We start from the raw sequence: 25,010 nt of genomic DNA, 5'->3' as shown, positions 1-25,010 counted from the left end.
CGGAAACGCAAGGAAGTTGAGTGACATGCGTCACTTCCTGATGCGCTTGGAACTTCACCACCGCCTACGCCCGGATCTACGAGGAACAGCAGCCGCGGCTCGTCGCGCAGGCCCGCTCCAGCGGAGCGCCCGGTGGCTAACCGACCTCGTTCTGGGCGGTGGCCTCCCCGTGCACCACGATCGCGCCGCCGTAGAACATGCCCGTGAAGACCGGCTCGTAGGTCAACTGGACCTCGACCCGGACCTGTTGGGCGTCGGCGGCGACGCAGTGGGTGCCGGCGACGTCGGCGGCGGACATGTCCATCTCGCGGGCGAAGGTCTTCACCCGGGCGTCGCAGTCCTGGAAGTTGATCGGCGCCTCGCCCTGGTTCTCGTACAGCTTCTCCAGGTCGATGTCCTGGGCCGCGTAACGGGCCGCCTGTTCCGCGATGTCGGCGGCCCGTTCGCGCTTGGAGATGGACAGGCCGCCGTCGATGACGAACGCGGACAGGGAGAGGAAGACCAGGGCGAAGATGATGACCGCGCCCGCCCCCGAGCCCCGGTCGTCGAGGCGGAGCCGGCGCGCGGTCCACCAACTGCGCAGCACCGCAAGGCTCATGCCGCCCTCCGGAACGGGTCGAGGGGCGAGGAGAACGTCGAGGACAGGGTCGTCGGGATGTCCAGGCCCAGCATGGCCAGGCCCCGCACCCGGCAGCTCACCTGGACCGTGAAGATGCCGCCGGACTCGAAGCCCGCGCTGGTCTGGACGACCGAGACCGGCCCCGAGCAGACGTCGGACAGGTCCGCGTCGGCGGCCTTCTGCGCCTCCGACATGGCGGTGGCGTGGTCCTTCTGGATGGACCCGGCGCGGGCCGCGTCCCGTGCGGCGCCGTCGATGGCCCCGCGCCCGTCGACGAGCTGTCCGAAGGCGACCAGGACCAGGATGAAAAGGATCATGACGGGGGCGAGGATGACGACCTCGACGGTCGACAGTCCCCGGTCGTCGGCCAGAGCTCTCTTCTCCACGGCGGACATCTAGTTCTTGTCCTCCACGAACCGCTCGACCGGCCCCGCGGACCGTGCGTGCACCGTCAGGTCCAGGCCCGGGAACACCGTCGGGATGCGGGCCGTGATCTCGACGCCGACCGTGGTCTGCTCCGGCTGGAGCATCTTCACGTCGGGCGACAGGACCAGCTGCGGGCCGAGTTGCCTGATGTAGGAGTCGACCACGTCCTGGGCCTCCCCGCGCCAGGCGCCGGGCTCCGCGTCGGCGGTGGCGCGGGCCTTGCGGGCGCCGGCCTGGGCCGCCGCCTGGGCCACGTGGTCCGCGAAGAAGTACAGGGCGAACTGCACCGTCGCGAAGATCATGAAGAACAGGACAGGGGTGAGGAACACGAACTCGATCGCGGTCATGCCCGAGTCGGCCGAGTCGCCGCGCGCGGCCGCCGCCCGGCGGCGTACCCAGCCGCGCAGGCCTCCGCCCACGCCCGCAGACATCCCCGTCATCCCCGTCACCCCGTCACCCCGTCGTGGTCGCGCTCGTCCGCTCAGCAGGTCCCGCTGGCGTTGGCGCCCTTGATGCAGTTGCCGACCTTGTTGGCGCCGTCGCTCAGCGCGGCGTTGATGATGGCCGCCACCACGCCGACGATCGCCACGACGACCGCCGAGATGATGACCCATTCGACGGCGGAGGCACCGCGGTCGAGTTCGCCGGAGCGGGCGCGCTGCACCCGGCCCTGGAGGAAGGTGACCAGGAAGTCCATCGCCGGGACCCCGGTGCTGAAGTTCCGTGTGTTCATGATGACTTGTCCTCTCGAAACAGCAGTTGGCGAAGGTTCTCTACGAAGCTCGGGTCAGCTCGGGTCGGCTCACACCTGGAACACCCGCATCGCCGCCGGGAAGATCAGGAAAACCAGGAAGCCGGCGCACAGCAGCAGCTGGGCGACGAGCATCGACTGGGACTTCTCGCCCGCGCTGCCCTCGATCTCGGCGAGTTCGCGGTGGCGCATGGTCTCGGCGCGGGAGGCGAGGGACTCGCGGACCTTGGCGCCGTCGTCCGCGACCAGGGCGAGGGAGGCGGAGAGGTCCTTGAGCTCCTCCACGCCGAGCTCCTCGCCGAGCGCGCCGAGGGCCTGCCACTGGCTGACGCCGGTGATGCGGGCGTCGGCGAGGGCGTTGCGGATGCGCTGGTTGGCCCAGCCGTCGGAGACCTCGGCCGCCGCCATCAGGGCCTCGGGCAGGCCGCGGCCGCCGGCGAGGCTCATCGACACCAGGTCGAGGTACGCGCCGATCACGCGCCTGAGGTCCCGGCGCTTCTCGGCCGCGTCCCGTCGTACCTCCAGGTCGGGCAGGAAGAAGAACAGGGCCGCGCAGGCCAGGGCCAGCCAGACCGGGATGACCGGGTTGTGGCCGAAGCCCATCGTGTAGACGACGGCGAACAGGAAGGGACCGAAGATCAGGCCGGCCGCCGCGAGCAGCACCTTGGTCGCGAGGAACTTCTCCCAGCTGCGGTCCAGGACGGCGAGGTCGGCGCGGAGCGAGCGCTGTTCCCAGCCCTGCTGCCGGTAGAACTCGGCGACCCGCTCGCCGACCTCGGCGCGCAGCGTGCCGAGCCGGCCGGTGTCCTGCGTCTGCCGCGCCGACTCGTAGGCCGCGCCGCGGGCCCGCATCGCGTCGATCCGGGCGACCTGGGCGACCGCGCTGCGCCGGGACGGCATCAGGGCGCGGATCAGCACGTAGACGCCGAGCCCCAGGGTCACGCCGACGAGAATCGGCATCGTGAGGTTCACCGGCGGGCTCCTTCCTCGGAGGGGAGGGTCTGCTGACCGGGGTGGCCGGGGGCACCAGGCTGGCCGGGCTGACCGGGAGCGGTGCGGGGCGGCCGTACGAACTGCACGGACGACTGGTCGCGGACCAGGAACCGCTCCGGGGTCTCGATGGTGGACAGCTTGCGCAGCCACCAGAAGCCGAGCGCGAACAGCCCGCAGACCAGGGCGAGGACCAGCTGTCCGACGGCGGTGCCGTACGGCGAGACGAAGTCCCGGTTGAAGACGGCGAGGCCGAGGACGAAGGCGACCGACACGGCGACGACGATCTGCACCGAGCGCCGGGTGGAGGCCCGTTGGGCCATCACGCGCTGGCGCATGTCGACCTCCTCGCGTGCCGACTTGGCGAGTGCGCCGAGCACCTGGCGCAGACCGGGGCCGCGGAGGCGGGCGTTGAGGATGAGCGCCGCCACGATGATGTCGGCGGAGGCGTCGTCGATCTCGTCGGCGAGGTGCTGGAGTGCGTCGGGCAGTGGGGTGCGGGCGCGCAGCCGGTCGACGAGGGCGTCGAGGTGCGGCCGCAGGATCGGTGCGGCGGCGCGGCCGGAGGCCGGGATGGCCTGCTCCAGGCCGACCGCGCCGGCGATCGTGTCGCGCAGCGACTCGGTCCAGGAGGCGAGGGCCTCCACGCGCTTCATCGCGGCCCGCTCCTCGGCGGCGCCGCCGAACAGCTTGTCCCAGAAGAAGACGAGGACGCCGGCCGCGATGCCGGCCACCGCCCAGCGGGTCAGCAGCAGGACGACCAGGCCGATGATGGCGGCCAGCGAACCGCGCTGGCCGGCGAACCGGATGAGTTCGGCCGCCCGTTCGTTCGCCTTCTGCTTCTCGTGGTCGGGCTTGGCGGGCAGGCCGCGGACCGCGACGATCAGCAGCGCCAGTCCGCCGCCGACGGCGACACCGCAGCCGAGGCCGTAGAGGACCGTGGTGGAGAAGAGCCCGCCCATGGAGCCCAGGGAGGCGAAGGGGTTGAGGTTCATGTCACGTCACCCCCACGCCCCGTGCGGCTGGTAGCCGTAGGCCATCAGGTCCTCCAGGCAGGCTATGGGCGCGTGCGGGACGATCCGGCCGTCCGGGGCCTCCGCGAACACCTCGCTGGACAGCACCCTGCCGTCCACGCCGTTGACCTCGCGGACGGAGGTGACCATGCGCTGGAGGCGGCCGCCGGTCTGGTAGTTGTTGCGCCGCTGGATGAAGACGACGAAGTTCACCGCCCCCGCGATCAGCATCTGGCTGGCCTCGATGGGCAGCCGCTCGGAGGCCTGGAGCGCGTAGGTCGAGATGCGGTTGAAGACCTCGCTGGAGCTGTTGGCGTGGATCGTGGACAGCGAACCGTCGTTGCCCTGGGACATGGCGTTGAGCATGGTGACGATCTCGTCGCCGAGGACCTCGCCGACGATGACCCGGGACGGGTTCATGCGCAGCGACCGGCGCACCAGTTCCGCCATCGAAATGGCGCCCTGTCCCTCGGAGTTGGGCAGCCGCTCCTCGAACGCCACCACGTTGGGGTGCAGGTCCTGGAAGGTGTCGAGCCCGAGCTCCAGCGCGCGCTCGACGGTGATGAGCCGTTCGTGCGGCGGGATCTCGTTGGCGAGGGCGCGCAGCAGCGTCGTCTTGCCGGCGTTGGTCGCCCCCGCGATCATGATGTTCTTGCGGGCGCGGACCGCGCAGGCCATGAAGTGCGCGACCTCGGGCGTGAGCGTCCCGTTCCCCACCAGGTCGGAGATGAAGACCTTGCCCATCCGGGCGCGGCGGATGGAGAGTGCGGGCCGCCGGGTGACGTCCATGACGGCGGAGAGCCGGGACCCGTCGGGAAGCCGCAGGTCGAGCTGCGGGTTGGCGGAGTCGAAGGGCCGCGACGACAGACCGGAGTAGGCGCCGAGCACCTGGATCAGCTCGATGAGCTCCTCGTCGGTCTCCGCGACGGGGTCCCCGATGACCTCCCGCCCGTCGCTGAACCCGACGAAGACCTGGTCGCACCCGTTGATGTCGATGTTCTCGACGTCCGGGTCGTCGAGCAGCGGCTGCAGCCGCCCCACGCCGAACAGGGCCGCGTGCACGGCGGCCGCGTACTGCTCCTCGGTCTCCGCGTCCAGCGGGGTGCGCCCGGCGTTGATCTCCGCGCGGGCGTACTCCTCCAGGATCTGGGCTATGACCGCGCGGGCGTACTGCCGTTCGTCCTCGGTGGACATCGGCGTGACGCCGGACGCCTGGTCCTGGCGGCGCTGCTCGGCGATCCGGTCACCGGCGTCCTGCCGGAACCGCTTGACCAGCTGGTGGTCGACAGCGGTCACCGGCCGGCCCCCGCGTGGGGTGCCTGCGTCGGTACGGCCCAGGCGGCGCCGTACTGCTGGTGGAGGTCGGCGGTGACCTTGCGGGCCGAGCGGATGAGCAGGGACTTGTCGAGGCGGCCGCGCTTGCGGCCGGCCAGCTGGTCGGCGCCGGCCGGGTCGTCGGCGATGGTGCCGACCACGCGGGCGCCGGTCTGGGCGTGCACGAGCATGTCGTTGACCTGGTTGACCAGCTTGCCCGAGCTGGACGGGTCGGCGACCAGGACCACCCCGATCAGCGGGGTGGCGAGGGCGGCGGCGCCGCGCGGTCCGCCGTGCAGCTTCTGCGCGAGGGCGGCGGCCCGGTCCCGGACCCGGGCGAGCGCCTCGGGCTCGGTCCGCGAGACGAGGAGCACGAGCGCGGCGTGCGGGAACATCTCCACGGCCGGGGTGTCGCCGCTGATCCGTCCGCAGTCGGCGATGACGTCGGCCGGGGCGTTCGGGGAGTCGGCGAGGGCGGCGAAGGCGTGCCCGAGGGTGGGCCACAGCCCGGCGAGCCCGGCGGCGTGCTCGGCTATGCCGAGCCCGACGAGCACTTCAAGCCCGCCGCTCAACGGCTGCACGTGGTCCCAGAGTTGATCCGGTACGAGTCCCCGTCGCGCCGTGGCGGCGATGGACAGCATGCCGGTGTTCGGGTTGAGCGGTCCGCCGTGCGCGGCGGCGCTGCGGTAGACCAGGTCGCCGCCGGCCGGGTCGGCCTCGGCGAGCAGGACCCGGCGCGGCCAGACCGCGGCCAGCGCGACGGCCGCGGTGGTGACGCCGGGGGAGCCCTTGTCGGCGGCGATTGCGATGAGCGCCATGGGGTGGGGGCCGCCTTCTAGTTGCCGTTGCCGGGGACGAGGACGAGGGCGACCTCTCCGTTGGACGCCGCGTCGGCAAGCTCCGCCGCCTTGCCGCTGTCCACGGTGAGCGTGATGGCGTAGTTGGTGCTGGCGGTGAAGTCCGAGCTGCCCTTGTCTTCCGGGACGGCGCTGACCCTGGCGTTGCCCGTGATCAACGAGTCGGTGCCGGAGGAGGACGAACCGCCGGAGGACGAACCGCCGGAGGACGAGGAGCCGGTGACGCGGTAGGCCGCGACGGTGTCGCCGATCTCGATGCCGGACGGGTACTGCCCCTCCTTGAGGGCCAGGCCGACGGTGGACTTTCCGGCGGGAAGCTTGCTGCCGCTGCCGAACATCTCACCGACGGCGACGACCCCGGCCGGGATGGTACTGACGGCCTTCAGCTTCTTCAGGCTCTCCAGCTGGGACCACCGGACGTAGTGGATGCTGGAGTCGTCGGCGACCATCACGGAGGTCACGTTGCTTCCGGTCACGGACGAGCCGGCCGGAATCTCCTGCGTGATCTTGATGACCTCGATCCGCTTGCCCGCCTGCAGCACGAGCGTGGTCGCCCCCAGCGCGCCGAGCAGGATCAGCAGTACGGCGAGCGCGGCCAGGGCGGGCTTGCGCTCGCGCGGCGCGGTGGGAAGGCGGTCACCGACCGAAGGCTGAGCCGGACCGGCGGAACGACCGGCGCCCGCCCCCGTACGCTCTTGGATCTTCACGCAACCGCTCCCCGTTACAGCCAAGACAGTGTCTGTCAAGAACTCTGAAAACCTGTCAACGCTCGTCGCCCTGCCCACCGGCACAGCGAAAGCGGACACTCCACACCAATCACCCCGAACCGGCCAAATACTCGGCCGCGGGGTGAGTGTCAAGCGATCGCACCGTATCAGCCGCACATAAGCCCCTCAAGGCGCGACCGGACTCCTTGACCTCACTGAAATCGTCGTTGCGGTCTGCAACGGCGGTGGCCTGTACGGCGGTTGAGAATCCGGACGCATCAAGGGACGCCGAAGTGTGCGCGGGTGAATCCACCGCACCCCGCTCGCGGCCGGTCCGCGCCCGGCGCCGTCACCGTGCACCCATGAGGCCTGCACGAAGTGCTCACGGTGGCGGCCGGGTTGGGACGGCGGCCTGACTAGGATCACGGGATCACGGCCACCCGGCCGGGCGACGGGCCTCGCCGCCGTGAACGACCGTGACGACGCCCCTGACGACGCCCCTGACGACGACCGCGAGGATGGCAGACCGTGACCGTGCCACAGCGCCACTCCTGGCAACCCCCGGTCGGCGAGAAGCTCGTGGCGCGCGCCCCGGTGTCCTTCGCGACCGGAGCGGCGGACCGGGTCGAGGGCAGGCGCTGGTTCCGCGACCCGGAACGGCGCGACATACAGGGCGAGTTGGCAGGCTGGCCGACGGGCCCGGTCTACCGGCTCAGGTCGAGGGCCGGCCTCGTGGTGAAGACCGTCCTGGGCGTCACGTTCCTCCTGGGTGTGCTCGCCCTGGCCGTGGTCGCCGACGGCAACGTGCCCTCCGGCAGCGGCTCCGGCGGTGCCGGACTGGGCAGGAGCGAGGACCCGGAGAACGAGGAGAGGGACTTCCCGGTGCTGTGGGCCGCCCCCGGCACCATCGCCCGTACCCTCCCCTGGGAACTCGACCCGGCCCGCCGCCCCGACACGGACGTCACGCACCTGGTCCTGACCGACCGTCGCCTGCTGGTCCTCGGCGGGCTCCAGGACCCCAGGGACCCTTGGGAGGAGATCCTCTGGGAGACGGACCTGAGCACGGTCGCCACGGTCGGACGACGGCCGTTCAGCGTCGGCGGACGGGACTTCCGGATCACCTTCACGGACGGCTCCTGGTGCCGCCTGACGTCCCTGGAGGGTGAGTCCCTGGTCCGTGGCCTGGCGACGGCCCTCGGCAGCGAGGTGCGCTGACGATGGGCGGATCCGCCAAGCCACGGCGTCCGAAGGCCGCGCCGGCCGCCCTGCGCTACCGGGAGAGCGGCGGGAAGCCCAGGCGGAAGAGGGGCGAGGCCCTGTTCGGCTGCCTGAGCTTTCTGGCGGTCGCAGGCGTGACGGTCCTGCTGGCGCTGATCGACATGCTGTGGGGGGACGAGGTCTGGCAGTGGGCGGGGCGGAACTGGCCGGGCGGGCCGTACGCCTTCGCGGTGTGCCTGGGGATCGCAGCGCCGGCGCTGCTCACCCTCGCCGTCTGGTCGGCGGACGGCGCGGGCCCCACCTCCTGGAAGACCCGTCCGGGCCGGGCGGCGGCCCGCACCGCCCTGGCCCTGGCGGCCGCGACCGCGCTCGTACCCTTCCTGTCCCTGGCCTTCAACGCGGTGGACAACGGCAAGGGCAAGCACCGTACCGGTAACCCGAGTTGGGTGTTCTCCCACTACCCGTGGCTGTGGGCGCTGGGCATCGCCTCGACGCTGGCCGGGGCGGTGGGAGTGGCGTGGATGCTGGTGGTCCTGCACCGGCGGAGCGAAGCGGCTAGATGTTCTATCCATGGAGGTTGGTGACAGGGCGCGACTTGTACGCGTGGGACCGGCTGCTGGCGATATTGCTCGCCACCGTGCGTGCGCCGATCCCGTCGCTGATGGGCGAGGTGCTTACTCCTCGCCAGGCGTTTCGTTGCGGCCTCGGAACGTGGTGCGGTACGCCTGGGGGGTGACTCCGATCGCTGCGTGCAGGTGCTGGCGCAGAGAGTTCGCTGTGGCGAAGCCGACCTCTGCGGCGACCCGGTCGACCGTGAGGTCGGTGGTTTCCAGGAGATGGCGCGCGTGGTTGAGCCGCTGCTGGGTCAGCCAGCGTCCTGGGCTGGTGCCCGTTTCTTCCTGGAAGCGGCGGGAGAAGGTGCGCGGGCTCATCCGGGCGTGCGCGGCAAGCTCTCTCAGAGCAAGCGACTGGTCAAGGCGTTCCAGGGCCCAGGCGCGGGTGGCGCCGGTGCCTTCGTCCCTCTCCGGGGGCATGGGCTGGACGATGAACTGGGCCTGGCCGCCCTCGCGCCAGGGCGGAACCACGCACTGCCGGGCGACCTGGTTGGCGACGGCGCTGCCGTGATCGCGGCGCACCAGGTGCAGGCAGGCGTCGACACCGGAGGCGACACCGGCCGAGGTGAGCACGTCGCCGTCGTCGACGAACAGCACGTCGGGGTCCAGCGCCACGCGGGGGAACAGCCGGCGGAACTCGTCCGCGAGCGCCCAGTGCGTGGTCGCGGGCCGCCCGTCGAGCAGCCCGGCGGCGGCCAGGGTGAATGCGCCGGTGCACAGGGAGACGATGCGGGCCTGAGGGCGGATTCGGGCAAGCGCCGAGCGGACCGGCTCGGGCAGGTCGGCCGTGAAGCTGGGCCGGTCGTACGGGGGGAGGACGACCGTGTCGGCACTCTCCAGCGCCTCGGGCCCATGGTCGAGGGTGAGGCTGAGGCCGGTGCTGGTCGTGACCGTACGGTCCTCGGTCGCGGCACAGCTGATCACCTCGTACGCCCCTGCAACGCCGGCGTATTGGACTCCGCCGAAGACCCGTTCGGGGATGCCCAGATCGAAGAGATACACGCCGTCGAGTGCGAGGACGACGACCCGGTGCGGCGGCGCACCGGGGGTGGCGAGAGGTTCGAGCGCGACCATGGCACGATTCTATGGGTTTATGACCATCTTGCCATTGGCGAGGTCAGGGCACCTGCCGCAGCCTGGAACCATGAACACGCACACCATGCAGGTCATCAGCCAGGACACCCTCGGAGACCCGGAGGTGCTCCACCCGGTCGAGCGCGAGCGCCCGGAGCCCGGTGTCGGACAGGTCCTCGTCGCCGTACACGCCGCCGGAATCAACCCCACCGACGGCCAGCACCGCAGGCTCGGCCTGTTCCTGGGCCAGCCGCCCTTCACGCTCGGCTGGGACGTGTCCGGTGTCGTCAAGGCGGTCGGCCTGGGCGTTTCGCTCTTCGAGGTGGGCGATGAGGTGTTCGGCATGCTGCCGTACCCGGACGGCGCCGGAGCCTATGCCGAGTACGTCACTGGGCCCGTCCGTGCCTTCGCGCCCAAGCCCGCGGAGCTGAGCCACGCCGAGGCCGCGGCCCTGCCGATGGCGGGCCTGGTCGCCTGGCAGACGCTGGTCGACACCGCCGATCTGCGGCCGGGGCAGCGGGTACTGGTGCTCGGCGCGGCCGGCGGGATCGGGCACATCGCGGTGCAGGTCGCCAAGGCGCGCGGTGCGTACGTGATCGGCACGGCGTCCGGCGACAAGTGCGACCTGGTGCGCGGCCTGGGGGCGGATGAGGTCATTGACTACCGCACCGCCGACGTCGTCAAGGAGACCCAGGACATCGACGTGGTCCTAGACGTGGTCGGCGGCACCGACCGGCTGCGCTCCTTGGAGACCCTCAAGCCCGGCGGCATCCTGGTCTCCAGCCTGCCCGTCGAGTTCGACGAAGTGACCGCACGCGCCGCCGAGTTGGGGGTGCGGGCCAGGAACCTGGTCGTCGAGCACGACCGGTCCGGCATGGTGGGCCTCGCCGCTCTCGCCGAGGGCGGGCGGCTGCGCCCGCACGTCGCCGCCACCTTCCCGCTCACCGAGGCCGCGAAGGCCCACGCGCTGGCCGAGTCGGGCGGCGCCACCGGCAAGCTGGTGCTCACCGTCCGCCCGCGGACCGGCAGCGCGTCGTGACGACGATCGGCTTCATCGGCGCGGGCAGTGTCGCCGGCCAGATCGCCCGGAAGGCCGTGTCGCTCGGCTACGACGTCATCCTCAGCAACGCGCGCGGGCCCGAGTCACTGGCGGACCTGATCACCGAGCTGGGGCCTACGGCGCGCGCGGCGACCGTCGTCCAGGCCGCGCTGGACGCGGACGTCGTCATGGCAGGCATCCCGATGGCGGCATACCGGGACCTGCCCGTTGCACCGCTCCGAGGCAAGATCGTCATCGACGCTATCAACTACTACGGTTCAACCGCACCCTCCTCGACGAGTGGGCCTACGCCAAGTCCTACCGGTCCGAATCCGAACGACGCGATGCCTACCCTCTCTGGCTGCACACCTACAACCACCATCGCGGACACACCGCGCTCAAGGGCCAATCACCCGCCAGCCGCGTCCCCAACCTCGCGGGTCAGTACAGCTAGAGCGTGACCCGGACGGTCTGGGCCAACTCGTCGGTCAGCTCGCACAGGGCGTCCGTGTGGGCCTGCGCCTGCCAGGACGTCAGCAGCACCAGCCCCCACGTCTCGTCGGCCCGGATGCCGTACGCGCACGTCTCCAGCACCGTCCCCAGCCCGTCCCGGCCGACGTCCCGGACATACGCGTGCCGGACGCGCACCGCGGGCCCGGCGGGCAGGGTACGCAGCTCGGCCTCGGGCGGCCGGTAGGAGTCGGCGGTGGAAGCGGCGAGGTAGCGCTGGAGGAGGTCGACGGTCAGGGCCGGGTACGTGTCGTCGGCGACCAGCGCCGACAACTCGATCCGGGCGAGCTCACCGAGCCGCGGCTCCGGCACGTAGGACAGCGCGGTGACCGGCCCGCGCCCACGCGAGTCGGCGGCGGCCTCACGGAGCTCGGCGGCGAGGGCGGTGCGGAGCTTCGGGTCGAAGGCGTCGGCGCCGACACGGCGCGCGGCCGCCTCCGCCGCCCATTCATGCAGGTCGACCCCTGCCACCCGCACCGGCAGGGACACGGCGTCCTCGGGCACCTTCATACGCACCGTGGACGCGGCGAACTCGGGCATCAGGCCATCCATTGCAGAGTGCGGGCAACGGCGTCGAAGAGGCCGACCAAGGCGTCCGCCAGGGGCTCCATCGGCGTCGAGAAGGAGAGCAGCAGCCGCCGGTCGCTGTTCGGGACGGCGAGATAGACGTCCAGGTGCGTGACAGCGAGTTTGTTGCCGTCGGGGTCGTCGGCGGCGGGCCGGCGGAGGTAGCGGTGGCGTACGGCGGGGCCGGCGGGGAGGTCGACGAGGGTGACCTGCTCGGCGGTCGCACGCACGGCGAGGGAGCGGGCGATGTCCCCCAGGTCGCCGGCCTCGGTGCCGGGGGCAGGCCGCAGCAGGGTGACGACCAGGCCCGCGGAGACCGGGACCTGGCCGAGGAGCTGGTTCATGGCGTACATCTCGACACCGCCGTTGGCGTGCGCCGCCTCGGCCTGCTCCCGCATCCGCTCCGCGAGCGCGGCCTCGAGCTGCGGACCGGCCTTCGTACGCCGCAGGCCGCGCTTGACCACCTTGTCGATGCGGTGCGCCCACCTCTCGGGATCCAGCACGATCCGCTCCCAGCCCTCGGGAACGGCGAGGCGGTAGTCGGAGGGGGGTGCCGTGGCCGTACCAGGCGCCCCGGCACTCATATCGCCGTCCCTGTCGCCCGGTCGTACCGCTTGCGCCGTCCGATGAACACGACCGTCATCGGTGCCAGCACGAGCACCACGGCGGCGCCCAGGCAGAGGTATCCCTCGAGGACACCACCGATCTCGGACTTGCTGCCGAGGGAGGGCTGGTAGTGACCGGCCGGGTCGACGACGGCCGTCGTCGTCTGCCCGACCCGGTCGGCGCAGTTCTCCTTGTTGTCGACCACCTCGTGGACGGAGCCGTCCCGCAGCCGGACCCTGCAGTACGTCTCGCGGGTCCCGTGTGTCCACTGGTGGGTAGGCGTGGCGATGGTGACCGTCTGCTCGACCCCGCGCAGCTGCAGATACCAGGAGTTGGCGAAGTACGAGCCGACCAGGACCAGTACGAGATAGGCGGCCGCGGTGACATACCGGGCGACGGGGGTCCCTCGGGTGTCACGGGTCTTGAAGGCCACCCAGATGACCAGCAGGCCGAGCAGCAGGCCGACGAACGCCGCCGCCTTGCCGATGAACAGGCTGGAGAGCAGACAGACGAGGACCGATACGACGGCCACCAGGAGCAGCCGGACCCACGGCCATACCGGCGTTGCCCCGCCGTACCCGGTCCGCCCGGCCCGCGTCGGCCGAGGATCGGCAGTGGCCTCGGAGAACTCGGCGAGGATGGTGCGCACTCGCCGCATGCCGTCCGGGCCGGCCGCGATCCGGCGCAGCTCCGGCAGCCCCAGGCCCACTTCTTCCAGTGACCGCTGCCATTTCTCCGGCAGTTCCGCGAACAGCTCGTCGACGGACCGCTCGTCCCCACTCGCCACGTGATCCTTGCTCTTTCCGCTCTGGGATTCCTTACAGCCGACCGGGTCAGCCGCTGGTGCTCCAGTGCCAGTTGTAGAACGGTGTTCCGCCGGCCCCGATGCCCGGAATCTCCTTGGCCCCCTGAAGGAGGTTCGGCCCGGTGGCCCACGGCTCGCCGGAGTGCGTGTGCGCCAGGTTCGACCAACCCGCCAGGAGCGGCAGCGCCTGGCTGCCGTAGTACAGGGCCTTGGCCTGCCCCGCCATGCTCTTGAACGAGGAGTCCCCGATCTCCGCCAGCTTGGGCGCCGATTCCGCGAAGGCCTTGGCCGCGCGGTGCACCGCGGGAGCATCGCGGATGTCGGTCGCGTAGGCCTTGAGGTTCAGCGACTCCTTGACCACCGAGCGCATCCGCGGCAGGAGTTTCGTGGGCCCTTCGGCCAGCGCCTTGCCGATCTCGCCGGGTTTGACCCCGTTGAGCGTCTCGGCGAGCTCGCGGGCCGCAGTCGGGTTCAGCCCGACCTCCCGGGCCAGCTGGAAGTCCTTGACCGCGGAGGTGCCCCGGGCAGCCATGGCCGCCTCCTTGGCCGTGGTCCCCAGGACCCGCCCGGCGCCGAAGGACAGCACGCCGATGACGTCGATGGCGACGTCCAGCCAGGTGCCCTTGCCGTCCAGCGCTGAGACGGTGTCGCAGACCAGGGCGACAACGGAGGCGACGAGCGCCAGCGCGCCGAGCACCTCGCCGAGGACCGGCACCCAGCTGAGCGCGAGGGCCAGCACACCCAGAACGGCCGCGGCCACCCCCGCCCAGTGCCCGATGTCGGCGACCCAGTCCTCCCAGTTGTCCCACCAGTGGTGCTTGGGGTCCTTCAGCCCGTCGCCGTCGATGGCGTCCCGTATCGCCTTGGCGGCGTACCCGGCCTGTGTGTCCCGGTAGTCGAGCGCGGCCCGGAGCTCCCGCTTCGCGACGTCGAGATCGCCGTCCGAGGCCTCCTTCTGCCGCTTCAGCTTCTGCTTGTCCGGGTGGTTGTCGTCAGCGGACGGATGCTGATCGATCTGCTTCTGGTAGTTACTGCTGTCGGCATCGGCAGCTGCGGCCTTCTTCAGCGCGGAACGCACGCGATTCTGCGCGTGGTTGAGCGCGGTGGCCCAGTTCTCCCGCACGCTGTCGGCGATGGGCTCGTACGGCACGGAGGACCCGAGCGCCGCCCCCGCCGCCGCGTACCGCTGGTGCGACTGGCTGAGCAGCTTGACGGTGTCACCGGTCCTCGCGGTGAACGCCCTCCCGGCGTCCGAATCCCACCCGTTCCCGTCGACGAGGTTGTTCAGCTTGGCGGCCTGCTCCTCGATCAGCCGGGCCGTGTCGGAGATCCGCTTCCCGAGTCGGGCCACCTCGTACGGATCCCCCGGGGTGAACTCTCTGTCGTCGTAACGGGCCGTCTGCCAGTCGACGCCGGAGAAGTCGTGATCGCTCACTTGTCCCCCGGCTGAGCCTTGACCAGCGCGTCGGCGAGATGCTGATCGACCCCGTCGTAGGATTTCGCCGCCTCACCCGCGGTCTTCCCGAGGAACTCCAGCCCGTCGCAGAGCTCTTTGCGCTTCTTCTTCCAGTCGTCCGCGAAGTCACCGAGGGCGTCGGCCACCTCGCCGGACCCGATCTCGGAGCCGTACGAGTCGACGAGATCCTTCGCATGTTCAAAGTTGGACTTCAACTTCGCGACAGATCTGCTGATCTCCCGCAGCTCTGTCGTGGACACCTTGACGTGGTCCGCCACTACTACCCCCGTGAACACCTGCTTACCGACCGCCCCGCGAGACGCAGAGGGCCAGGGTCACTGTGTGTCGAGGGTTTTCGGGGCTACAACCAACGGACCGCAAAGGGAGTTCAAAGGAGGGGGACGGCGCCGAGCAGGCCGTACGGGCGTCCACACGATGCCTGCGCAATCTCCACAAGGCCCGTGCGGCCGAGCTGAGGCGGGCCGTGCAGCCCCGTCATCACAGGACCACCTCACACTGTGGGACACCTCAAATGTCCCCGATCATCACATTTACAGCGAAGTTCGCGGTGGCGAGACCCCGGATCCCGCAGATACCGTTTGCACCCTTGCCGAACTTCATTCTCACGGGGGAGTCCACAGTGAAGCGCCGCACCATGCCCGTTGCCGCCGCGCTCGCCGCGACCGCAGCTCTGCTGCTGACGGCGTGCGGAGGCGGGAGCGACGGCTCCAAGGGCAAGAACGACAAGATCGCGGGGGCCGGTACGGAAGCGTCGACTTCCCCTTCACCGTCCGCGTCCGCCCCGGCCGACAAGAACGCGCCGACGTTCGCGTTTCCGTCGGACATCACCGTGACGGTGGACCGGGAGTCGACGGGAGATGCCGCCAAGGACGCGGCTCTACGCGACCTGGCGTACGCGGCCGAGGCCCGACTCGAGGCTTTCGCCAAGGGGAACGGACAGACTTCCAATCTGAATCGCTATTTCGCGGGATACGCCCGTACCTACTGGATCGACAGGGTTGCGGAGCTCAAGAAGGAAGGGCTGACCGTTACGGGCCACTATCGGTACTTCGGTTTCGAGGTCACCGACATCTCCAACAGCAAGACAGCGGCAGTCCGTTACTGCGAGGACCAGAGCAAGGCATACGGCAAGGTCATCAAGACTCAAAAGGTGCAGGTCACCAAACCGAGTGACAAGGATTTCATCCTCAACACGCTCCAGGTCGCCAAGGATTCGGCAGGCGACTGGCAGGTTACGCGGCAGAGCTGGAAGAAGGGTGATGCCTCGTGCGTGCGGGGGTAGGTGCCCGAACCACTCGTCTCGCTTCTCGGATGGCGGCTGTGAGCCTGCTCATCGCGGTGGGAGCGAGCGCTCCGGCGTACGCGGGCGACCCCTCCTACGGCGACGGTGACAAGGGCGAGGTCCAGCCTCCGCCTGCCGACTCCGGCGGCGATTCCAGCGCCAACTCGGGCGCTGGCACCATCGGCGCCCACATCCGTATCAACCAGAAGACGGCCGGCTCATCCACCTCCACGGCGACCGCCACGTCCTCGAACGCCAACTGGAAGCCCCCCGTCTGCTGGTACGAGCCGATGTACTCGCCGGACGAGTACGAGGACTTCATCAAGTCCTCGTACAAGGGCGCCCAGGAACCGGCCGCGAGCTATGCGAAGAAGCGCGCCGACGAGGACTACCACAAGGGTGACAAGGGCCTGTGGTGGCAGGTGCAGTTCCGCAACGACAACTACACCGACGCCTGTCCCGTGACTCCGGACAACTGGGAGATCTGGGTCCCGCCCGCCCAGCCGAAGGCAGACCCCAACCAGCTGACCCCGGAGATCCTCTCCGAACTCGCCTACAACTCGACCAAGCTGCCGAAGCCACCCGTGGTGCTGAACCCGAGCGCGGACCACCTCAAGGTGAACCTCGGTACGCGGGTGAAGTTCGAGGGGAACTTCGACCGGGTCTGGACGACTGCGAGCATCAACTACAAGGGCGTCGAGATGGCCGCGACGACCGTCGCGACTCCCGTGGCCCTCAGGGTCGACGCGGGCACGTCGGACGCCGATCCGCAGAGCTGCACGTACGACCTCGTGAGGGACGACGGCGGCTACACGGTCGACAGCAAGGACGCGGCCTGCAACATCACCTATCTCCGCTCGTCGGGTACCGGCACCTACCCCTTCAAGGCGTCGATCACCTGGAAGGTGACCTGGACGGACTCGGCCGACCCCGACGGACCCGCACGACAGCCGGGCCTGCCCGACGGCCTGTCCACGTACGAGCAGAACGTGACCGTGAAGGAAATCCAGGCGGTCAACCGCTGACGAGACGCGAGCGGACCACGGAGTTGCGGCTCCGGGCCGCTCCAGGAGACCGGAATCCGACATGAGTGACCTGCGCCTCGAAGACACGATCTTCCAGGACCTGAAGAAGACCTTCTCGTCCATCAGCGACCGCATGGAGACCACCCGCCTCACTCTCCGCAGCGCGGACGCCTCGGCAGTTGGCGAGAAGCAACTCATTGAAGACGTACAAGACTTCGCCGACGACTGGGGTTACGGCATCAAGCAGCTCGGCAAGCACACCCAGGGCGCCGTGAAGATGATCAACAAGATCGGGGAGAGCTTCGGCAAGCTCGACCTCGACCTCGCCGAGTCCCTCAAGGCTCCGAAGCAGAAGGGCAAGTGACGTGGCTGGGCAACGGCCTGCCTTCTCCCACATAGGCTGGGACCCCACGCCGGGGAGCGTGGAGAACACCCGGGACCTCGCGAAGCAACTCGGCAAGCTGGCCGGCGAGCTGGGAACGGCGCTGAGCGAGCTGGAACGCATCGAGACCGGTGCCTGGAAGGGCAAGACCGCGATCGCTTTCAGCGAGTACGTCGGCCAGGATGTCACCCCGCTCATCCGCAAGAGCCACGAGTCCTTCGACAAGGCCTCGCGTGCCCTGCACCGCTGGGCAGGGGACCTCCAGGACTTCCAGGACCGCGCGGACCGGCTGGAGAAGAGCGCCGGGGAAAAGCTCGACGCGAAGGCCGAGGCTGAGGGGAAGGCGGGCGGCAAGGGCAGCGACGAACTCGCCAAAGCCTCCAGTGCCGTGGACGGCCTCATCCGGAAGGTCCATGAACTGGAAGAGGAATACCGTCAAGCCGCCCGGCAGATCAGCAAGGAACTCGACAAGGCCGCCGACATCGCGCCCGACGAGCCAGGCTTCTGGGACAAACTCGGCAAAGGTATCGAGGGAGCCTGGGACGCCACCGGCGACTGGATCAAGGATCACGCTGATCTGATCAAGCTGGTGGGCGACCTTCTCAGTGATCTGAGCGGCATCCTGGGCGTGATCGCGATCATCACTGCACCGTTCGAGCCGATTGGCGCGATCTTCGCCGCGGCGGCGGTGGTGAGCAGCGGCCTCGCACTCGTGACTCACCTGGTGGCGAAAGCCGCCGGCGCCGACGTGAGCTGGACGAGCATGGGCTTCGACGCGCTAGGCGCCATTCCCGGAATCGGCGCCTTCGCCAAGGGCGCCAAGGTCGCCGATGGAGCAGTCGCTGCAGCCCGCGCCGCCGAGTTGGGTGAGGGCTTCAAGGGAGTGAACACCATCGGGCGGAACATCATCGGCGTCGGCGACAATGTTGCGGGCGCTGCCAGCTTCACCATCAGGGGCACGAAGATCCAGCTATTCGGCCTCAAGGCCGGAGGGCACATCTCCACCGAGGGCGGCATCATGAACCGCATCGCCCTCGTCGCGGAGAACAACATTCGTCAGGGACAGTTCATTGGCACACGTGGCATCCCGGGACTCAAGAAGATCGACTCCATGAGTGGTCTCGGACGCGGGATCGACGCGACTCTGAAGATCCTCCCCAAGGCGTTCTCAATCCACTCGCACATCGGAGAGATGATGAACCCAGGGGACCGCTTCCAGGAATCCGCTGCCGCGCACTGAGAGGATCCGAGCTGTGGACTGGTATCCGCCTCCGGGTGAGAGCCTGCTCATGCGGACGAACGTCACCTTCGCCACCGGGTTGGCGCCCACAGTGGCTGGCCTACGGTCGTTCCGCGACACCGAACGGCATGACATCGAAGGTGAGCTTGCAGGCTGGCCTCCCGGCCCTGGTTTCACTCCGCGGGGCAAAGCGGACCGGGCGGGCGTTCGTGCCCTGGATGTCGTGTTGCTGGGTATCCCTCGCCTGATCAACATCGTCGGGAACATCGCCGCACCCAGTGGCCAACTCGTCGGTGAGCCAGGCAGCCCGGGAAAATCTCAGGATCCTGAGAACGAGGTGGACGACTTTCCCGTGATGTGGGCAGACGAGGGCACCACCGCCCGTACTGTCCCCTGGCAGCTCGACCCCGCCCGTCAGCCGAAGAGGTACCGCACGGAACTCGTACTGACCGATCAACGTCTGCTCATTCTGGGAGTGGACGCAGCGGCCGGGCTCGCGCCAGCCGACGAACTATGGCAGACACCCAGGGTGTCCGTAGCTGCGATCGAACAACTGGCCTACCCCCAGAACGGGTCCGATGTCAGGGTTCGGTTCACCGACGGGTCGTGGACTCGTTGGAAGGTCGGTGACGCCACCAAACTGGCAGCCCGTTTCCGCGGAGAACGAAAACCGGTGACGGAGGACGCCCTCACCCCTCAGCAGCAGCAACGCGTCGCAGAGTTGGTGGCGGAACCTCCCCTGTCAGTCGCCCGCTCGGTCGGCAGAGTCCTGCCGGTCACCGAGCCACCGACGCTGGAGCTGCTTCCCGACGGCATTGTGTCTGTCGAATTGCGTGTCCCCCTGTCCAACGGTACCGATCAGACCCTCACCCGGTACCTCTCCCCGTCCGGTACGGACGTGCTGCCGAAGGGCGCCGAGAAGTGACGGCAACGGTCCAGCTGAACGCAACACGGGATGCGCAGATCATCCCTCCGATGACGTTCGTCGCCCCAGAGGGCATCCACGCTCTCCCGGTCGACACTTCAGGCGAACAACGGCCCGCAGCTGCTCTGGAGTTCGTGCGCAGCCTTTTTCCCGGCGGGGACGACAGGCTCTGGCAGACTGCGGCGCCCTTCTACGAACTTGTCACAGAAACGATGGCGAGTGCAGGACTCGCGTTCTCGGGCTTCGGTCTCTTCGCTCTGGACACCGGCGGTGTAGCGCACTGCTCTTTCACCGTTGCCGCATACGCCTCCGACCACACAGACCCGGAGATCGCCGCTCAGGGCATCCTGGCAATACTCTCCTCCGACCCCACGAACGACGCCCGTTGGCTCGATCTGCCGTGCGGTCCGGCAGTCTCACGCATCACGCTGCGTGAACTCATGCTCAGCGCGGACATAACGGCGAGCGGTGGACAGGCCAGGCTGCTCACCGGCCAGATTCAGATCCACGTTCCTTTCCCCACAGGGCCGTTCACAGCTGTATTCACCGTCGACACCGCGGCGATGGAGTACTGGGGCGAGTTCTGCGACATGACGACGGCCATCCTCCAGACCGTCTCGTTCCCCGTTTCAACCGACGAACTGGACGCGCACGGGCCGTTCAGCGAGGCATCTGTCTGACCGAAGCACATTGAGCTTCTCCGTCCGACCTCGGGTTGGGGCACCGGCAGAGACTTCTCCGGCCCCTTCCAGTCCATAAGAGCTTGATCCACGCCTAGGATCCGTGCCGCACATTCGTGACCCTCGTGGTCCCTGCCGACGCCAGCGAGGGCGCGACCGCTCGGCCCTTTCGAGCCAGCATCAGGAAGCGACCCCCTGACTGACGTTTCCTGCGCCGGCACTCAAGGGAACGCGAGGTGGGCGACGATCGGCTGCCGCCGAGTGGCCACGAGGGCACTCAGAGGTCAGAAGGAGCCGAGCACAATGCACGGCTCCTTTCATGCATTCGGGCTGCGGTCTTCGGATGGCTCGCTGTATGGCTCCTGAGCCTGCACAAACGTGCCCTTGATCGGGACCGTGATGACAAGACCCTGATCCCGAAGCTCGCGCACGGCCCGGCGGGCGGTGTTGATGGCAACCGCGTACTGCTCGGCGAGGTCACGTTCGGCGGGAAGCCGTGCGCCCACCGGCAGGCGCCCGGTGCGGATCTGCTCTGCGATGTGGTGTGCGACTTGCAGATACACGTAGACGGGACTTGTCGCGTCGGGCGTCCACCGATCGTTAGCCATAGCCGCACGCTAAGGCGGCTCGAAGCAAGGCACCACATGAGGGAACGTCCGCATGCAACCTAATGCTTCCAGTTGCTACCTATCGCGTCCTAGTGCAGAGTGGTCAACATAGACCCCGGCGAGGCGGCTACCTCCCGGGGCACGGCCAACGCTTACAAGGAGCGTCGACATGCACGACCTTATCCCTCGCGCCCTCCAATGGCTGCGCCTCCTCTTCGCCCCCGGCACCGGGAAAAGGCGCCGCCGCCCTAACCGTCACCCCTTCCCCCACCTGCACCTCACCCTCGTACGCTGCCCCCTCACCGCCGAGCCCCCGCACCTCCCCGTCCACCGGTCGCCGTACGGCCTGGCCACCCTCCTCGACGGCGCCGACTCCGCTCTGGTCCGTCCCTACCTCACCGCGCGCGAGCGCGAGGCAGCCCTCCAGCAACGCCGACGGCTCGCCCTCGTACTGGCCGCCGACTTCGGGATCGACCTCGACCAGCACGTGATCGGCGCACCGGAGGTGGCTGCCTGATGGAACAGGCAGACAGCCGCGCGCACGCCCCGGCCTCCGCCCGTCTCCTCCCCTGGCCCACGCCCGAGGGCAAGCCCTGCTACCTGGTCACGGACAACAGCGGCAGTTACCTGTCCCGCCTTGCCGACGACATGGAGGCCACCCAGCTCGCCACCGGCACCGACGTCCTTGCCCACGCCCGCCAACTACTGGACGACCCCATGTCGCCCTACGCCGAAGTCCGCTACGCCGGCATCCGCCTCGCCGAGTGCCTCACCGACGCGCTGCGCATCGCCGAGTCCCGGGGCAGGCGCTTGGGCGTACTGGACAATGAACAGGGCCGTGAAATCGCCCGTCGGCGGGCAACACCGAAGCCGGGGAACGGACCAGGAGCGTAACCACGAGGCGTCAACCCAGGCGCCCGGAACAAGTGCCGTGCGCACGGCATACCCGCCGTGCGCCTGTCCGAGAGGACGCAGTTCACACCACCAAGCATCCCCTGTGCCCGAATTGCCACCACGCACGGCGCGGCCCTGACCTCATCGACTGACGCCGGATCGGTGCGGCACTCGGCGAAGCACAGCTTCCGGTCGGTAAGAGGGCGGATGCGGTGGATGACGCCTGGGTCACCTGTCCGCCGTCAGACACGGCAGTGCGGTGATCTTCACGAGCGATCCGGCGGACGTCGAGGCGTAGCCGGCCGTGCGCAACCCTGTCGGCATTCGCGTCGAGTCCGTTTGACGGGCAGGCAGTTCCACGCGACTGCGTTCCGGGCGCCGGAGCCCGGGTTGCTCACCAGGCGGGTTCTGGCGTCGTTGATGATGCGCGGTTCCCTGACGGCCTCACCGGCCGGCGGCGGTAGCCGGCAGATCGCCGGTACCGGGGTCCGCTAGGTGGCCGGCCGGTTCGCGTGGTGGGGTGGTGGTGAGTGACGACTTGTGCACGGCGAAGACCGCGTCGCAGCGGTCCCGGACGGCGGCGTCGTGGGTGGCGAGGACCACGGCGCATCCGGCTCGGCTCAACTCCCGGAGGATCGCGACGACTGCGGTGGTGTTGGTGTCGTCGAGAGCGCCGGTGGGCTCGTCCGCCAGGACCAGTGTCGGCCGCTGGACGATGAGCCGGGCCAGGGCCACGCGTTGCTGTTCACCACCGCTCAGACGGTGGATCCGTTCCCCGCCCCGGCCCGCCAGGCCCACGCGGTCCAGGGCCTCGGCGATACCCGGACCGCCGCTGTCCGGTGTCCTCCGCCGTGGCCTGATGGCCACTTCCAGGTTCTCGTCGACGGTCGCGTTCTCCAGCAGCGCGTAGTGCTGGAACAGGTAGCCGAGGCTGTCGCGGCGGAATCGGCGGGTTTCTCCCCTGCCGAACCGCGTGATGTCCTTTCCCTGGTACCGGATCGCGCCCGTGGCCGGTTTGTCGAGTAGTCCGAGGCAGTTGAGGAGGGTGGACTTGCCTGATCCGCTAGGGCCGACGAGCGCGAGCATCTCACCCCGGCCGACGGTGAAGTTGACATCGCGCCACAGAACCCGAGAATCGAACACCTTGGACAGGTTCTCGACCTCGATCACGGTCTTCTCCGTCTTGCTGGAGGGCAGTTCTTCGTTTACTGGGCTCATGCGGCGGTCGCTCCTTCCTTCACTATCCGACGGTGGAAGAACGCGAGAGCCAGTAGCACGGCTCCGAATTCGACGGCGACCAGAGCTGTGATGACACCGACGTCCAGCGCGGTGAGATGGGTGGGCTGGAACGGGGCGGGCGCACCGGCGGCCGCGAACTTCTTCAGTTCCTGTCCCTGCTGCCACGCTTCGAAAGGAACCCGCGTGGCGAATATAACCGCGATGGCCAATTCCACGGCCAGGACAAAACGATGCGTGGCAACATATCTCCAACCGCTGATGTGCCGCACGAATATCGTCTGCGCATTTCTGCGGGAGTAGATGATGCAAACGCCGACACCGGCGATGAGGAGAACGATGGCTGCAACGACGAGGTTGAACACGTGGAGCCGTAGTTCGCTGAGGGCGTTCCTGAGATCCAGGGCAGTTTTCTGGCCGACAGGACTCATCCCGTTGACATAGCTCTGCAGTCTGCCCGCCTTGATGCCGGTCAGTACGTCATTCGGGTCCGGAAAGACCACTCCCGCCTGAGTGGCATAGGTGGTATACGCGTCGTCGGTGAGAAAACGCGAACCATTGGGTACTGCAATGATCACCGGATCGGGCAACATGGACCTGTCTTCGTCGGGACCGTGTGCCGAGTTGTATACGTAGGCGCCGGTGTTGTACCCGAAGAGGCGCTGTCCCGACCTGCTCCACGATGCCTCAAGCGGAATGTTCCGATCCTGATGCGGGTCGATGATTTGGGACGCCGCCTTCGTGATCACCGCCGCGTGAGAGGCGAGGGAATCCGGGATGATGACTCGTACCGGACGCGCGTCCGGCGCCTTGCCCCGCTCGACTTGAGCGGTGTAGCGGTGTCCCGTCGGGTCCTGTACCGGCTGCTCGGCGAGGTAGGTGTCGTTGACGATGAGGAACTCGCCGGACGGCAGATGGGCGCCGGGGGCGGAGACCTGGAGGTCCCTGCGGCCGGCGAGGACGACCTCGCCGCGCCGGTCGGCCTGGCGCAGCCACGGTCCCACGTGCTCGTCCAGTTCTTCCGTGTGCATGGCGAAAGCGCCGCTGAGACGGATCGAGACCGCGTCGCCCACCGCCCCGTAGACCTTCTGGTTCTCCAGGCGCGTCAGTACACCCCGGCCCGCGAGGGTGACGTTCGTGGCGATGCTGAGCGCGAGCAGGAGCGCGGGAATGCGTACGAGATAGACGCTGACGGACGCGGCCCGTGCGGGCAACTCACCCTTGAGGGCCCGCAGGACGTCCACCTTGTAGGTGAGCGCGAGCACGGCCGCGTGGGCCGAGAGCACCAGCGCGACCAGGATGGCGGCGGCCACCGCGGCCACCGCGGCGAACAGCCCGGCCCAGGCGAAGCCGTTGTAGAGGCCGAGCGAGGCCGTGGTCACCGCCGCCACGGTGCCGGCCGCCGCGAGCCAGAAGACCGCCAGCTGCCGCAGGTCACGCAGAAGGATGCCGGCGAAGGACAGGCCCTGCATCCGGAGGACCCCGTAGGCCTTGGCGTTGAGCAGCACGCTCGCGCCAGTCATCGTCACCGCGGCGAGTGCGACCACGCAGAAGGCACGGAACAGCGGGTCGTCCGAGTATCGGTCGGTCAGCTCGGCGTACGACAGCGGGTGGGTCACTGTCGCGGTCAGACCGAGCCGACTGAATTCGGCCACCAGCGCGTCGACGGCCGTGGAAGATCCGAACACGTAGTAGGAGCCGCGAGGGTCCAGCGCTGCAGCCTCGGACATCGGGTGCACGCGGGTGGCATTGTTCCTGCTGAATTCGGGATATCCGTGGTCCAGCCATCCCGCCGTCACGGAAGTGCCGCCGTCCGGTGTCAGATACAGGTGCCGGACGCTGTCGGGATTCCTCAGATCAGGCACCTCGCGGGCCACCGCGACTCCGCGTTCGGTCGAGAATTCCTCGACAGCCCGGGTGACCTGGCTTCCGTTTGCCGAACCGTCGGAGTCGATGATTTCGACCAGAGCCGAGTTTCCCAGTACCCCGGTCTCGTCCAGACCGCGTACGAACAGAAAAGACAGCGCTGCGGCGAAGGCCAGGACCGCGGCGTGGACGAATCTTGTGCCTCGATGCAGCATCTGATACCGATTCCAGTCCGGGGGAAGAACGGAAAGAACAGCTGTGGGGGCACGGAGCATCCGCCCCCAC

At 68.9% G+C, this 25,010-nt stretch carries 29 protein-coding genes and 2 pseudogenes; 13 read left to right on the top strand and 18 right to left on the bottom strand.

Annotation, left to right across the window (positions count from 1 at the left end):
• Window positions 1-136 precede the first annotated feature (136 nt).
• From ACFY0K_RS28220 to ACFY0K_RS28180, 9 genes are all read right to left on the bottom strand, one after another.
• Window positions 137-598: a TadE/TadG family type IV pilus assembly protein gene (locus ACFY0K_RS28220; protein WP_390642198.1), complete on the bottom strand. Its 462-nt coding sequence runs from the start codon at window positions 596-598 to the stop codon at window positions 137-139.
• Window positions 595-1,014, bottom strand: coding sequence for a TadE/TadG family type IV pilus assembly protein (locus ACFY0K_RS28215; RefSeq protein WP_390642197.1), 420 nt, complete (start codon window positions 1,012-1,014; stop codon window positions 595-597). Before ACFY0K_RS28215 ends, ACFY0K_RS28220 begins: the two co-directional genes overlap by 4 nt.
• Entirely contained in the window at window positions 1,015-1,476 is a 462-nt protein-coding gene (locus ACFY0K_RS28210; protein WP_390642410.1) for a TadE family protein, read from the bottom strand.
• Window positions 1,477-1,526: 50 nt separating this feature from the next.
• Window positions 1,527-1,778: a hypothetical protein gene (locus tag ACFY0K_RS28205; RefSeq protein ID WP_390642196.1), complete on the bottom strand. Its 252-nt coding sequence runs from the start codon at window positions 1,776-1,778 to the stop codon at window positions 1,527-1,529.
• Window positions 1,779-1,847: 69 nt separating this feature from the next.
• Window positions 1,848-2,768, bottom strand: coding sequence for a type II secretion system F family protein (locus ACFY0K_RS28200; RefSeq protein ID WP_351487477.1), 921 nt, complete (start codon window positions 2,766-2,768; stop codon window positions 1,848-1,850).
• The gene (locus ACFY0K_RS28195; RefSeq protein ID WP_390642409.1) at window positions 2,765-3,748 is read right to left on the bottom strand and encodes a type II secretion system F family protein; all 984 of its coding nucleotides are present in this window, start codon (window positions 3,746-3,748) and stop codon (window positions 2,765-2,767) included. Before ACFY0K_RS28195 ends, ACFY0K_RS28200 begins: the two co-directional genes overlap by 4 nt.
• Window positions 3,749-3,787: 39 nt before the next feature.
• The gene (locus tag ACFY0K_RS28190; RefSeq protein WP_388716336.1) at window positions 3,788-5,095 is read right to left on the bottom strand and encodes a CpaF family protein; all 1,308 of its coding nucleotides are present in this window, start codon (window positions 5,093-5,095) and stop codon (window positions 3,788-3,790) included.
• A complete protein-coding gene (locus ACFY0K_RS28185; protein WP_352354308.1) occupies window positions 5,092-5,931 on the bottom strand; it encodes a hypothetical protein in 840 nt (279 codons plus the stop codon). The genes ACFY0K_RS28190 and ACFY0K_RS28185 overlap by 4 nt, the downstream gene beginning before the upstream one ends.
• Before the next feature lie 17 nt (window positions 5,932-5,948).
• Entirely contained in the window at window positions 5,949-6,677 is a 729-nt protein-coding gene (locus ACFY0K_RS28180; RefSeq protein ID WP_382726073.1) for a hypothetical protein, read from the bottom strand.
• Between the two features lie 528 nt (window positions 6,678-7,205).
• On the opposite strand from ACFY0K_RS28180, the gene ACFY0K_RS28175 reads away from it, so the two are divergent.
• Complete coding sequence (locus tag ACFY0K_RS28175) at window positions 7,206-7,892, top strand: hypothetical protein (RefSeq protein WP_390642195.1); 687 nt, start codon at window positions 7,206-7,208, stop codon at window positions 7,890-7,892.
• Window positions 7,893-7,894: 2 nt separating this feature from the next.
• Complete coding sequence (locus ACFY0K_RS28170; RefSeq protein WP_390642194.1) at window positions 7,895-8,479, top strand: hypothetical protein; 585 nt, start codon at window positions 7,895-7,897, stop codon at window positions 8,477-8,479.
• A gap of 90 nt (window positions 8,480-8,569) precedes the next feature.
• On the opposite strand, the gene ACFY0K_RS28165 is transcribed toward ACFY0K_RS28170, so the two are convergent.
• On the bottom strand, window positions 8,570-9,583 hold the full coding sequence (locus ACFY0K_RS28165) for a GlxA family transcriptional regulator (RefSeq protein ID WP_390642193.1): 1,014 nt from the start codon (window positions 9,581-9,583) through the stop codon (window positions 8,570-8,572).
• Window positions 9,584-9,653: 70 nt separating this feature from the next.
• On the opposite strand from ACFY0K_RS28165, the gene ACFY0K_RS28160 reads away from it, so the two are divergent.
• The 3 genes and pseudogenes from ACFY0K_RS28160 to ACFY0K_RS28150 form a co-directional block, all read left to right on the top strand.
• Window positions 9,654-10,622, top strand: a complete 969-nt coding sequence (locus ACFY0K_RS28160; RefSeq protein WP_390642192.1) for an NADP-dependent oxidoreductase — start codon at window positions 9,654-9,656, stop codon at window positions 10,620-10,622.
• Window positions 10,619-10,882: pseudogene (locus ACFY0K_RS28155) on the top strand (NAD(P)-binding domain-containing protein); the annotation flags it as partial. The gene ACFY0K_RS28160 and the pseudogene ACFY0K_RS28155, both read left to right, overlap by 4 nt.
• A gap of 14 nt (window positions 10,883-10,896) precedes the next feature.
• Window positions 10,897-11,076: pseudogene (locus ACFY0K_RS28150) on the top strand (integrase core domain-containing protein); the annotation flags it as partial.
• On the opposite strand, the gene ACFY0K_RS28145 reads toward ACFY0K_RS28150, so the two are convergent.
• From ACFY0K_RS28145 to ACFY0K_RS28125, 5 genes are read right to left on the bottom strand one after another with little or no spacing between them, the layout of a single operon-like run.
• On the bottom strand, window positions 11,073-11,672 hold the full coding sequence (locus ACFY0K_RS28145; protein WP_390642191.1) for a hypothetical protein: 600 nt from the start codon (window positions 11,670-11,672) through the stop codon (window positions 11,073-11,075). The pseudogene ACFY0K_RS28150 and the gene ACFY0K_RS28145 overlap by 4 nt on opposite strands.
• Window positions 11,672-12,283 carry a hypothetical protein gene (locus ACFY0K_RS28140; protein ID WP_390642190.1) on the bottom strand — a complete coding sequence of 204 codons (612 nt, stop codon included), beginning with the start codon at window positions 12,281-12,283 and terminating at the stop codon, window positions 11,672-11,674. The genes ACFY0K_RS28145 and ACFY0K_RS28140 overlap by 1 nt, the downstream gene beginning before the upstream one ends.
• Window positions 12,280-13,092, bottom strand: coding sequence for a hypothetical protein (locus ACFY0K_RS28135; RefSeq protein ID WP_390642189.1), 813 nt, complete (start codon window positions 13,090-13,092; stop codon window positions 12,280-12,282). The genes ACFY0K_RS28140 and ACFY0K_RS28135 overlap by 4 nt, the downstream gene beginning before the upstream one ends.
• A gap of 46 nt (window positions 13,093-13,138) precedes the next feature.
• Window positions 13,139-14,545 carry a hypothetical protein gene (locus tag ACFY0K_RS28130; RefSeq protein ID WP_390642188.1) on the bottom strand — a complete coding sequence of 469 codons (1,407 nt, stop codon included), beginning with the start codon at window positions 14,543-14,545 and terminating at the stop codon, window positions 13,139-13,141.
• Complete coding sequence (locus ACFY0K_RS28125) at window positions 14,542-14,844, bottom strand: WXG100 family type VII secretion target (RefSeq protein WP_390642187.1); 303 nt, start codon at window positions 14,842-14,844, stop codon at window positions 14,542-14,544. The genes ACFY0K_RS28130 and ACFY0K_RS28125 overlap by 4 nt, the downstream gene beginning before the upstream one ends.
• 329 nt (window positions 14,845-15,173) lie before the next feature.
• On the opposite strand from ACFY0K_RS28125, the gene ACFY0K_RS28120 reads away from it, so the two are divergent.
• The 6 genes from ACFY0K_RS28120 to ACFY0K_RS28095 all read left to right on the top strand — a co-directional run bounded on the left by ACFY0K_RS28120 (window position 15,174) and on the right by ACFY0K_RS28095 (window position 20,121).
• A complete protein-coding gene (locus tag ACFY0K_RS28120; protein WP_390642186.1) occupies window positions 15,174-15,869 on the top strand; it encodes a hypothetical protein in 696 nt (231 codons plus the stop codon).
• Window positions 15,870-15,898: 29 nt separating this feature from the next.
• Window positions 15,899-16,894 (top strand): hypothetical protein, encoded by a 996-nt coding sequence (locus ACFY0K_RS28115; RefSeq protein WP_390642185.1) that lies wholly within the window; start codon window positions 15,899-15,901, stop codon window positions 16,892-16,894.
• A gap of 61 nt (window positions 16,895-16,955) precedes the next feature.
• Window positions 16,956-17,258, top strand: coding sequence for a hypothetical protein (locus ACFY0K_RS28110; RefSeq protein WP_390642184.1), 303 nt, complete (start codon window positions 16,956-16,958; stop codon window positions 17,256-17,258).
• 58 nt (window positions 17,259-17,316) lie between these two features.
• Complete coding sequence (locus ACFY0K_RS28105) at window positions 17,317-18,516, top strand: enoyl-CoA hydratase/isomerase family protein (protein ID WP_390642183.1); 1,200 nt, start codon at window positions 17,317-17,319, stop codon at window positions 18,514-18,516.
• 13 nt (window positions 18,517-18,529) lie between these two features.
• Window positions 18,530-19,441 (top strand): hypothetical protein, encoded by a 912-nt coding sequence (locus ACFY0K_RS28100; RefSeq protein WP_390642182.1) that lies wholly within the window; start codon window positions 18,530-18,532, stop codon window positions 19,439-19,441.
• 50 nt (window positions 19,442-19,491) lie between these two features.
• The gene (locus tag ACFY0K_RS28095; RefSeq protein WP_390642181.1) at window positions 19,492-20,121 is read left to right on the top strand and encodes a hypothetical protein; all 630 of its coding nucleotides are present in this window, start codon (window positions 19,492-19,494) and stop codon (window positions 20,119-20,121) included.
• Window positions 20,122-20,438: 317 nt separating this feature from the next.
• On the opposite strand, the gene ACFY0K_RS28090 is transcribed toward ACFY0K_RS28095, so the two are convergent.
• Window positions 20,439-20,729 carry a GntR family transcriptional regulator gene (locus ACFY0K_RS28090; RefSeq protein ID WP_390642180.1) on the bottom strand — a complete coding sequence of 97 codons (291 nt, stop codon included), beginning with the start codon at window positions 20,727-20,729 and terminating at the stop codon, window positions 20,439-20,441.
• Window positions 20,730-20,898: 169 nt separating this feature from the next.
• Between ACFY0K_RS28090 and ACFY0K_RS28085 the strand changes: the two genes are divergently transcribed.
• Together ACFY0K_RS28085 and ACFY0K_RS28080 are read left to right on the top strand one after the other, a co-directional pair.
• Window positions 20,899-21,246 carry a hypothetical protein gene (locus ACFY0K_RS28085; protein WP_390642179.1) on the top strand — a complete coding sequence of 116 codons (348 nt, stop codon included), beginning with the start codon at window positions 20,899-20,901 and terminating at the stop codon, window positions 21,244-21,246.
• Window positions 21,246-21,623, top strand: coding sequence for a hypothetical protein (locus ACFY0K_RS28080; RefSeq protein WP_390642178.1), 378 nt, complete (start codon window positions 21,246-21,248; stop codon window positions 21,621-21,623). The genes ACFY0K_RS28085 and ACFY0K_RS28080 overlap by 1 nt, the downstream gene beginning before the upstream one ends.
• Before the next feature lie 444 nt (window positions 21,624-22,067).
• Here ACFY0K_RS28080 and ACFY0K_RS28075 read toward each other — a convergent pair whose 3' ends face one another.
• Both ACFY0K_RS28075 and ACFY0K_RS28070 read right to left on the bottom strand, forming a co-directional pair.
• Window positions 22,068-22,841: an ABC transporter ATP-binding protein gene (locus tag ACFY0K_RS28075; protein WP_390642177.1), complete on the bottom strand. Its 774-nt coding sequence runs from the start codon at window positions 22,839-22,841 to the stop codon at window positions 22,068-22,070.
• Window positions 22,838-24,940 carry a hypothetical protein gene (locus ACFY0K_RS28070; protein ID WP_390642176.1) on the bottom strand — a complete coding sequence of 701 codons (2,103 nt, stop codon included), beginning with the start codon at window positions 24,938-24,940 and terminating at the stop codon, window positions 22,838-22,840. Before ACFY0K_RS28070 ends, ACFY0K_RS28075 begins: the two co-directional genes overlap by 4 nt.
• Between the last annotated feature and the right edge of the window lie 70 nt (window positions 24,941-25,010).

Source organism: Streptomyces sp. NPDC001507 (assembly GCF_042894765.1).
Classification (GTDB): Bacteria; Actinomycetota; Actinomycetes; order Streptomycetales; family Streptomycetaceae; genus Streptomyces.
This window is presented reverse-complemented; position numbering and strand designations above follow the sequence as displayed.

Bases quoted from the DNA above. Each gene is read 5' to 3' on its own strand.
- ACFY0K_RS28070 (WP_390642176.1), bottom strand. From the start codon at position 24,940: ATGCTGCATCGAGGCACAAGATTCGTCCACGCCGCGGTCCTGGCCTTC.
- ACFY0K_RS28140 (WP_390642190.1), bottom strand. From the start codon at position 12,283: ATGAGTGCCGGGGCGCCTGGTACGGCCACGGCACCCCCCTCCGACTAC.
- ACFY0K_RS28165 (WP_390642193.1), bottom strand. From the start codon at position 9,583: ATGGTCGCGCTCGAACCTCTCGCCACCCCCGGTGCGCCGCCGCACCGG.
- ACFY0K_RS28195 (WP_390642409.1), bottom strand. From the start codon at position 3,748: ATGGGCGGGCTCTTCTCCACCACGGTCCTCTACGGCCTCGGCTGCGGT.
- ACFY0K_RS28215 (WP_390642197.1), bottom strand. From the start codon at position 1,014: ATGTCCGCCGTGGAGAAGAGAGCTCTGGCCGACGACCGGGGACTGTCG.
- ACFY0K_RS28210 (WP_390642410.1), bottom strand. From the start codon at position 1,476: ATGTCTGCGGGCGTGGGCGGAGGCCTGCGCGGCTGGGTACGCCGCCGG.
- ACFY0K_RS28085 (WP_390642179.1), top strand. From the start codon at position 20,899: ATGCACGACCTTATCCCTCGCGCCCTCCAATGGCTGCGCCTCCTCTTC.
- ACFY0K_RS28090 (WP_390642180.1), bottom strand. From the start codon at position 20,729: ATGGCTAACGATCGGTGGACGCCCGACGCGACAAGTCCCGTCTACGTG.
- ACFY0K_RS28160 (WP_390642192.1), top strand. From the start codon at position 9,654: ATGAACACGCACACCATGCAGGTCATCAGCCAGGACACCCTCGGAGAC.
- ACFY0K_RS28110 (WP_390642184.1), top strand. From the start codon at position 16,956: ATGAGTGACCTGCGCCTCGAAGACACGATCTTCCAGGACCTGAAGAAG.
- ACFY0K_RS28075 (WP_390642177.1), bottom strand. From the start codon at position 22,841: ATGAGCCCAGTAAACGAAGAACTGCCCTCCAGCAAGACGGAGAAGACC.
- ACFY0K_RS28170 (WP_390642194.1), top strand. From the start codon at position 7,895: ATGGGCGGATCCGCCAAGCCACGGCGTCCGAAGGCCGCGCCGGCCGCC.
- ACFY0K_RS28205 (WP_390642196.1), bottom strand. From the start codon at position 1,778: ATGAACACACGGAACTTCAGCACCGGGGTCCCGGCGATGGACTTCCTG.
- ACFY0K_RS28145 (WP_390642191.1), bottom strand. From the start codon at position 11,672: ATGCCCGAGTTCGCCGCGTCCACGGTGCGTATGAAGGTGCCCGAGGAC.
- ACFY0K_RS28185 (WP_352354308.1), bottom strand. From the start codon at position 5,931: ATGGCGCTCATCGCAATCGCCGCCGACAAGGGCTCCCCCGGCGTCACC.
- ACFY0K_RS28080 (WP_390642178.1), top strand. From the start codon at position 21,246: ATGGAACAGGCAGACAGCCGCGCGCACGCCCCGGCCTCCGCCCGTCTC.
- ACFY0K_RS28220 (WP_390642198.1), bottom strand. From the start codon at position 598: ATGAGCCTTGCGGTGCTGCGCAGTTGGTGGACCGCGCGCCGGCTCCGC.
- ACFY0K_RS28115 (WP_390642185.1), top strand. From the start codon at position 15,899: ATGGCGGCTGTGAGCCTGCTCATCGCGGTGGGAGCGAGCGCTCCGGCG.
- ACFY0K_RS28095 (WP_390642181.1), top strand. From the start codon at position 19,492: ATGACGTTCGTCGCCCCAGAGGGCATCCACGCTCTCCCGGTCGACACT.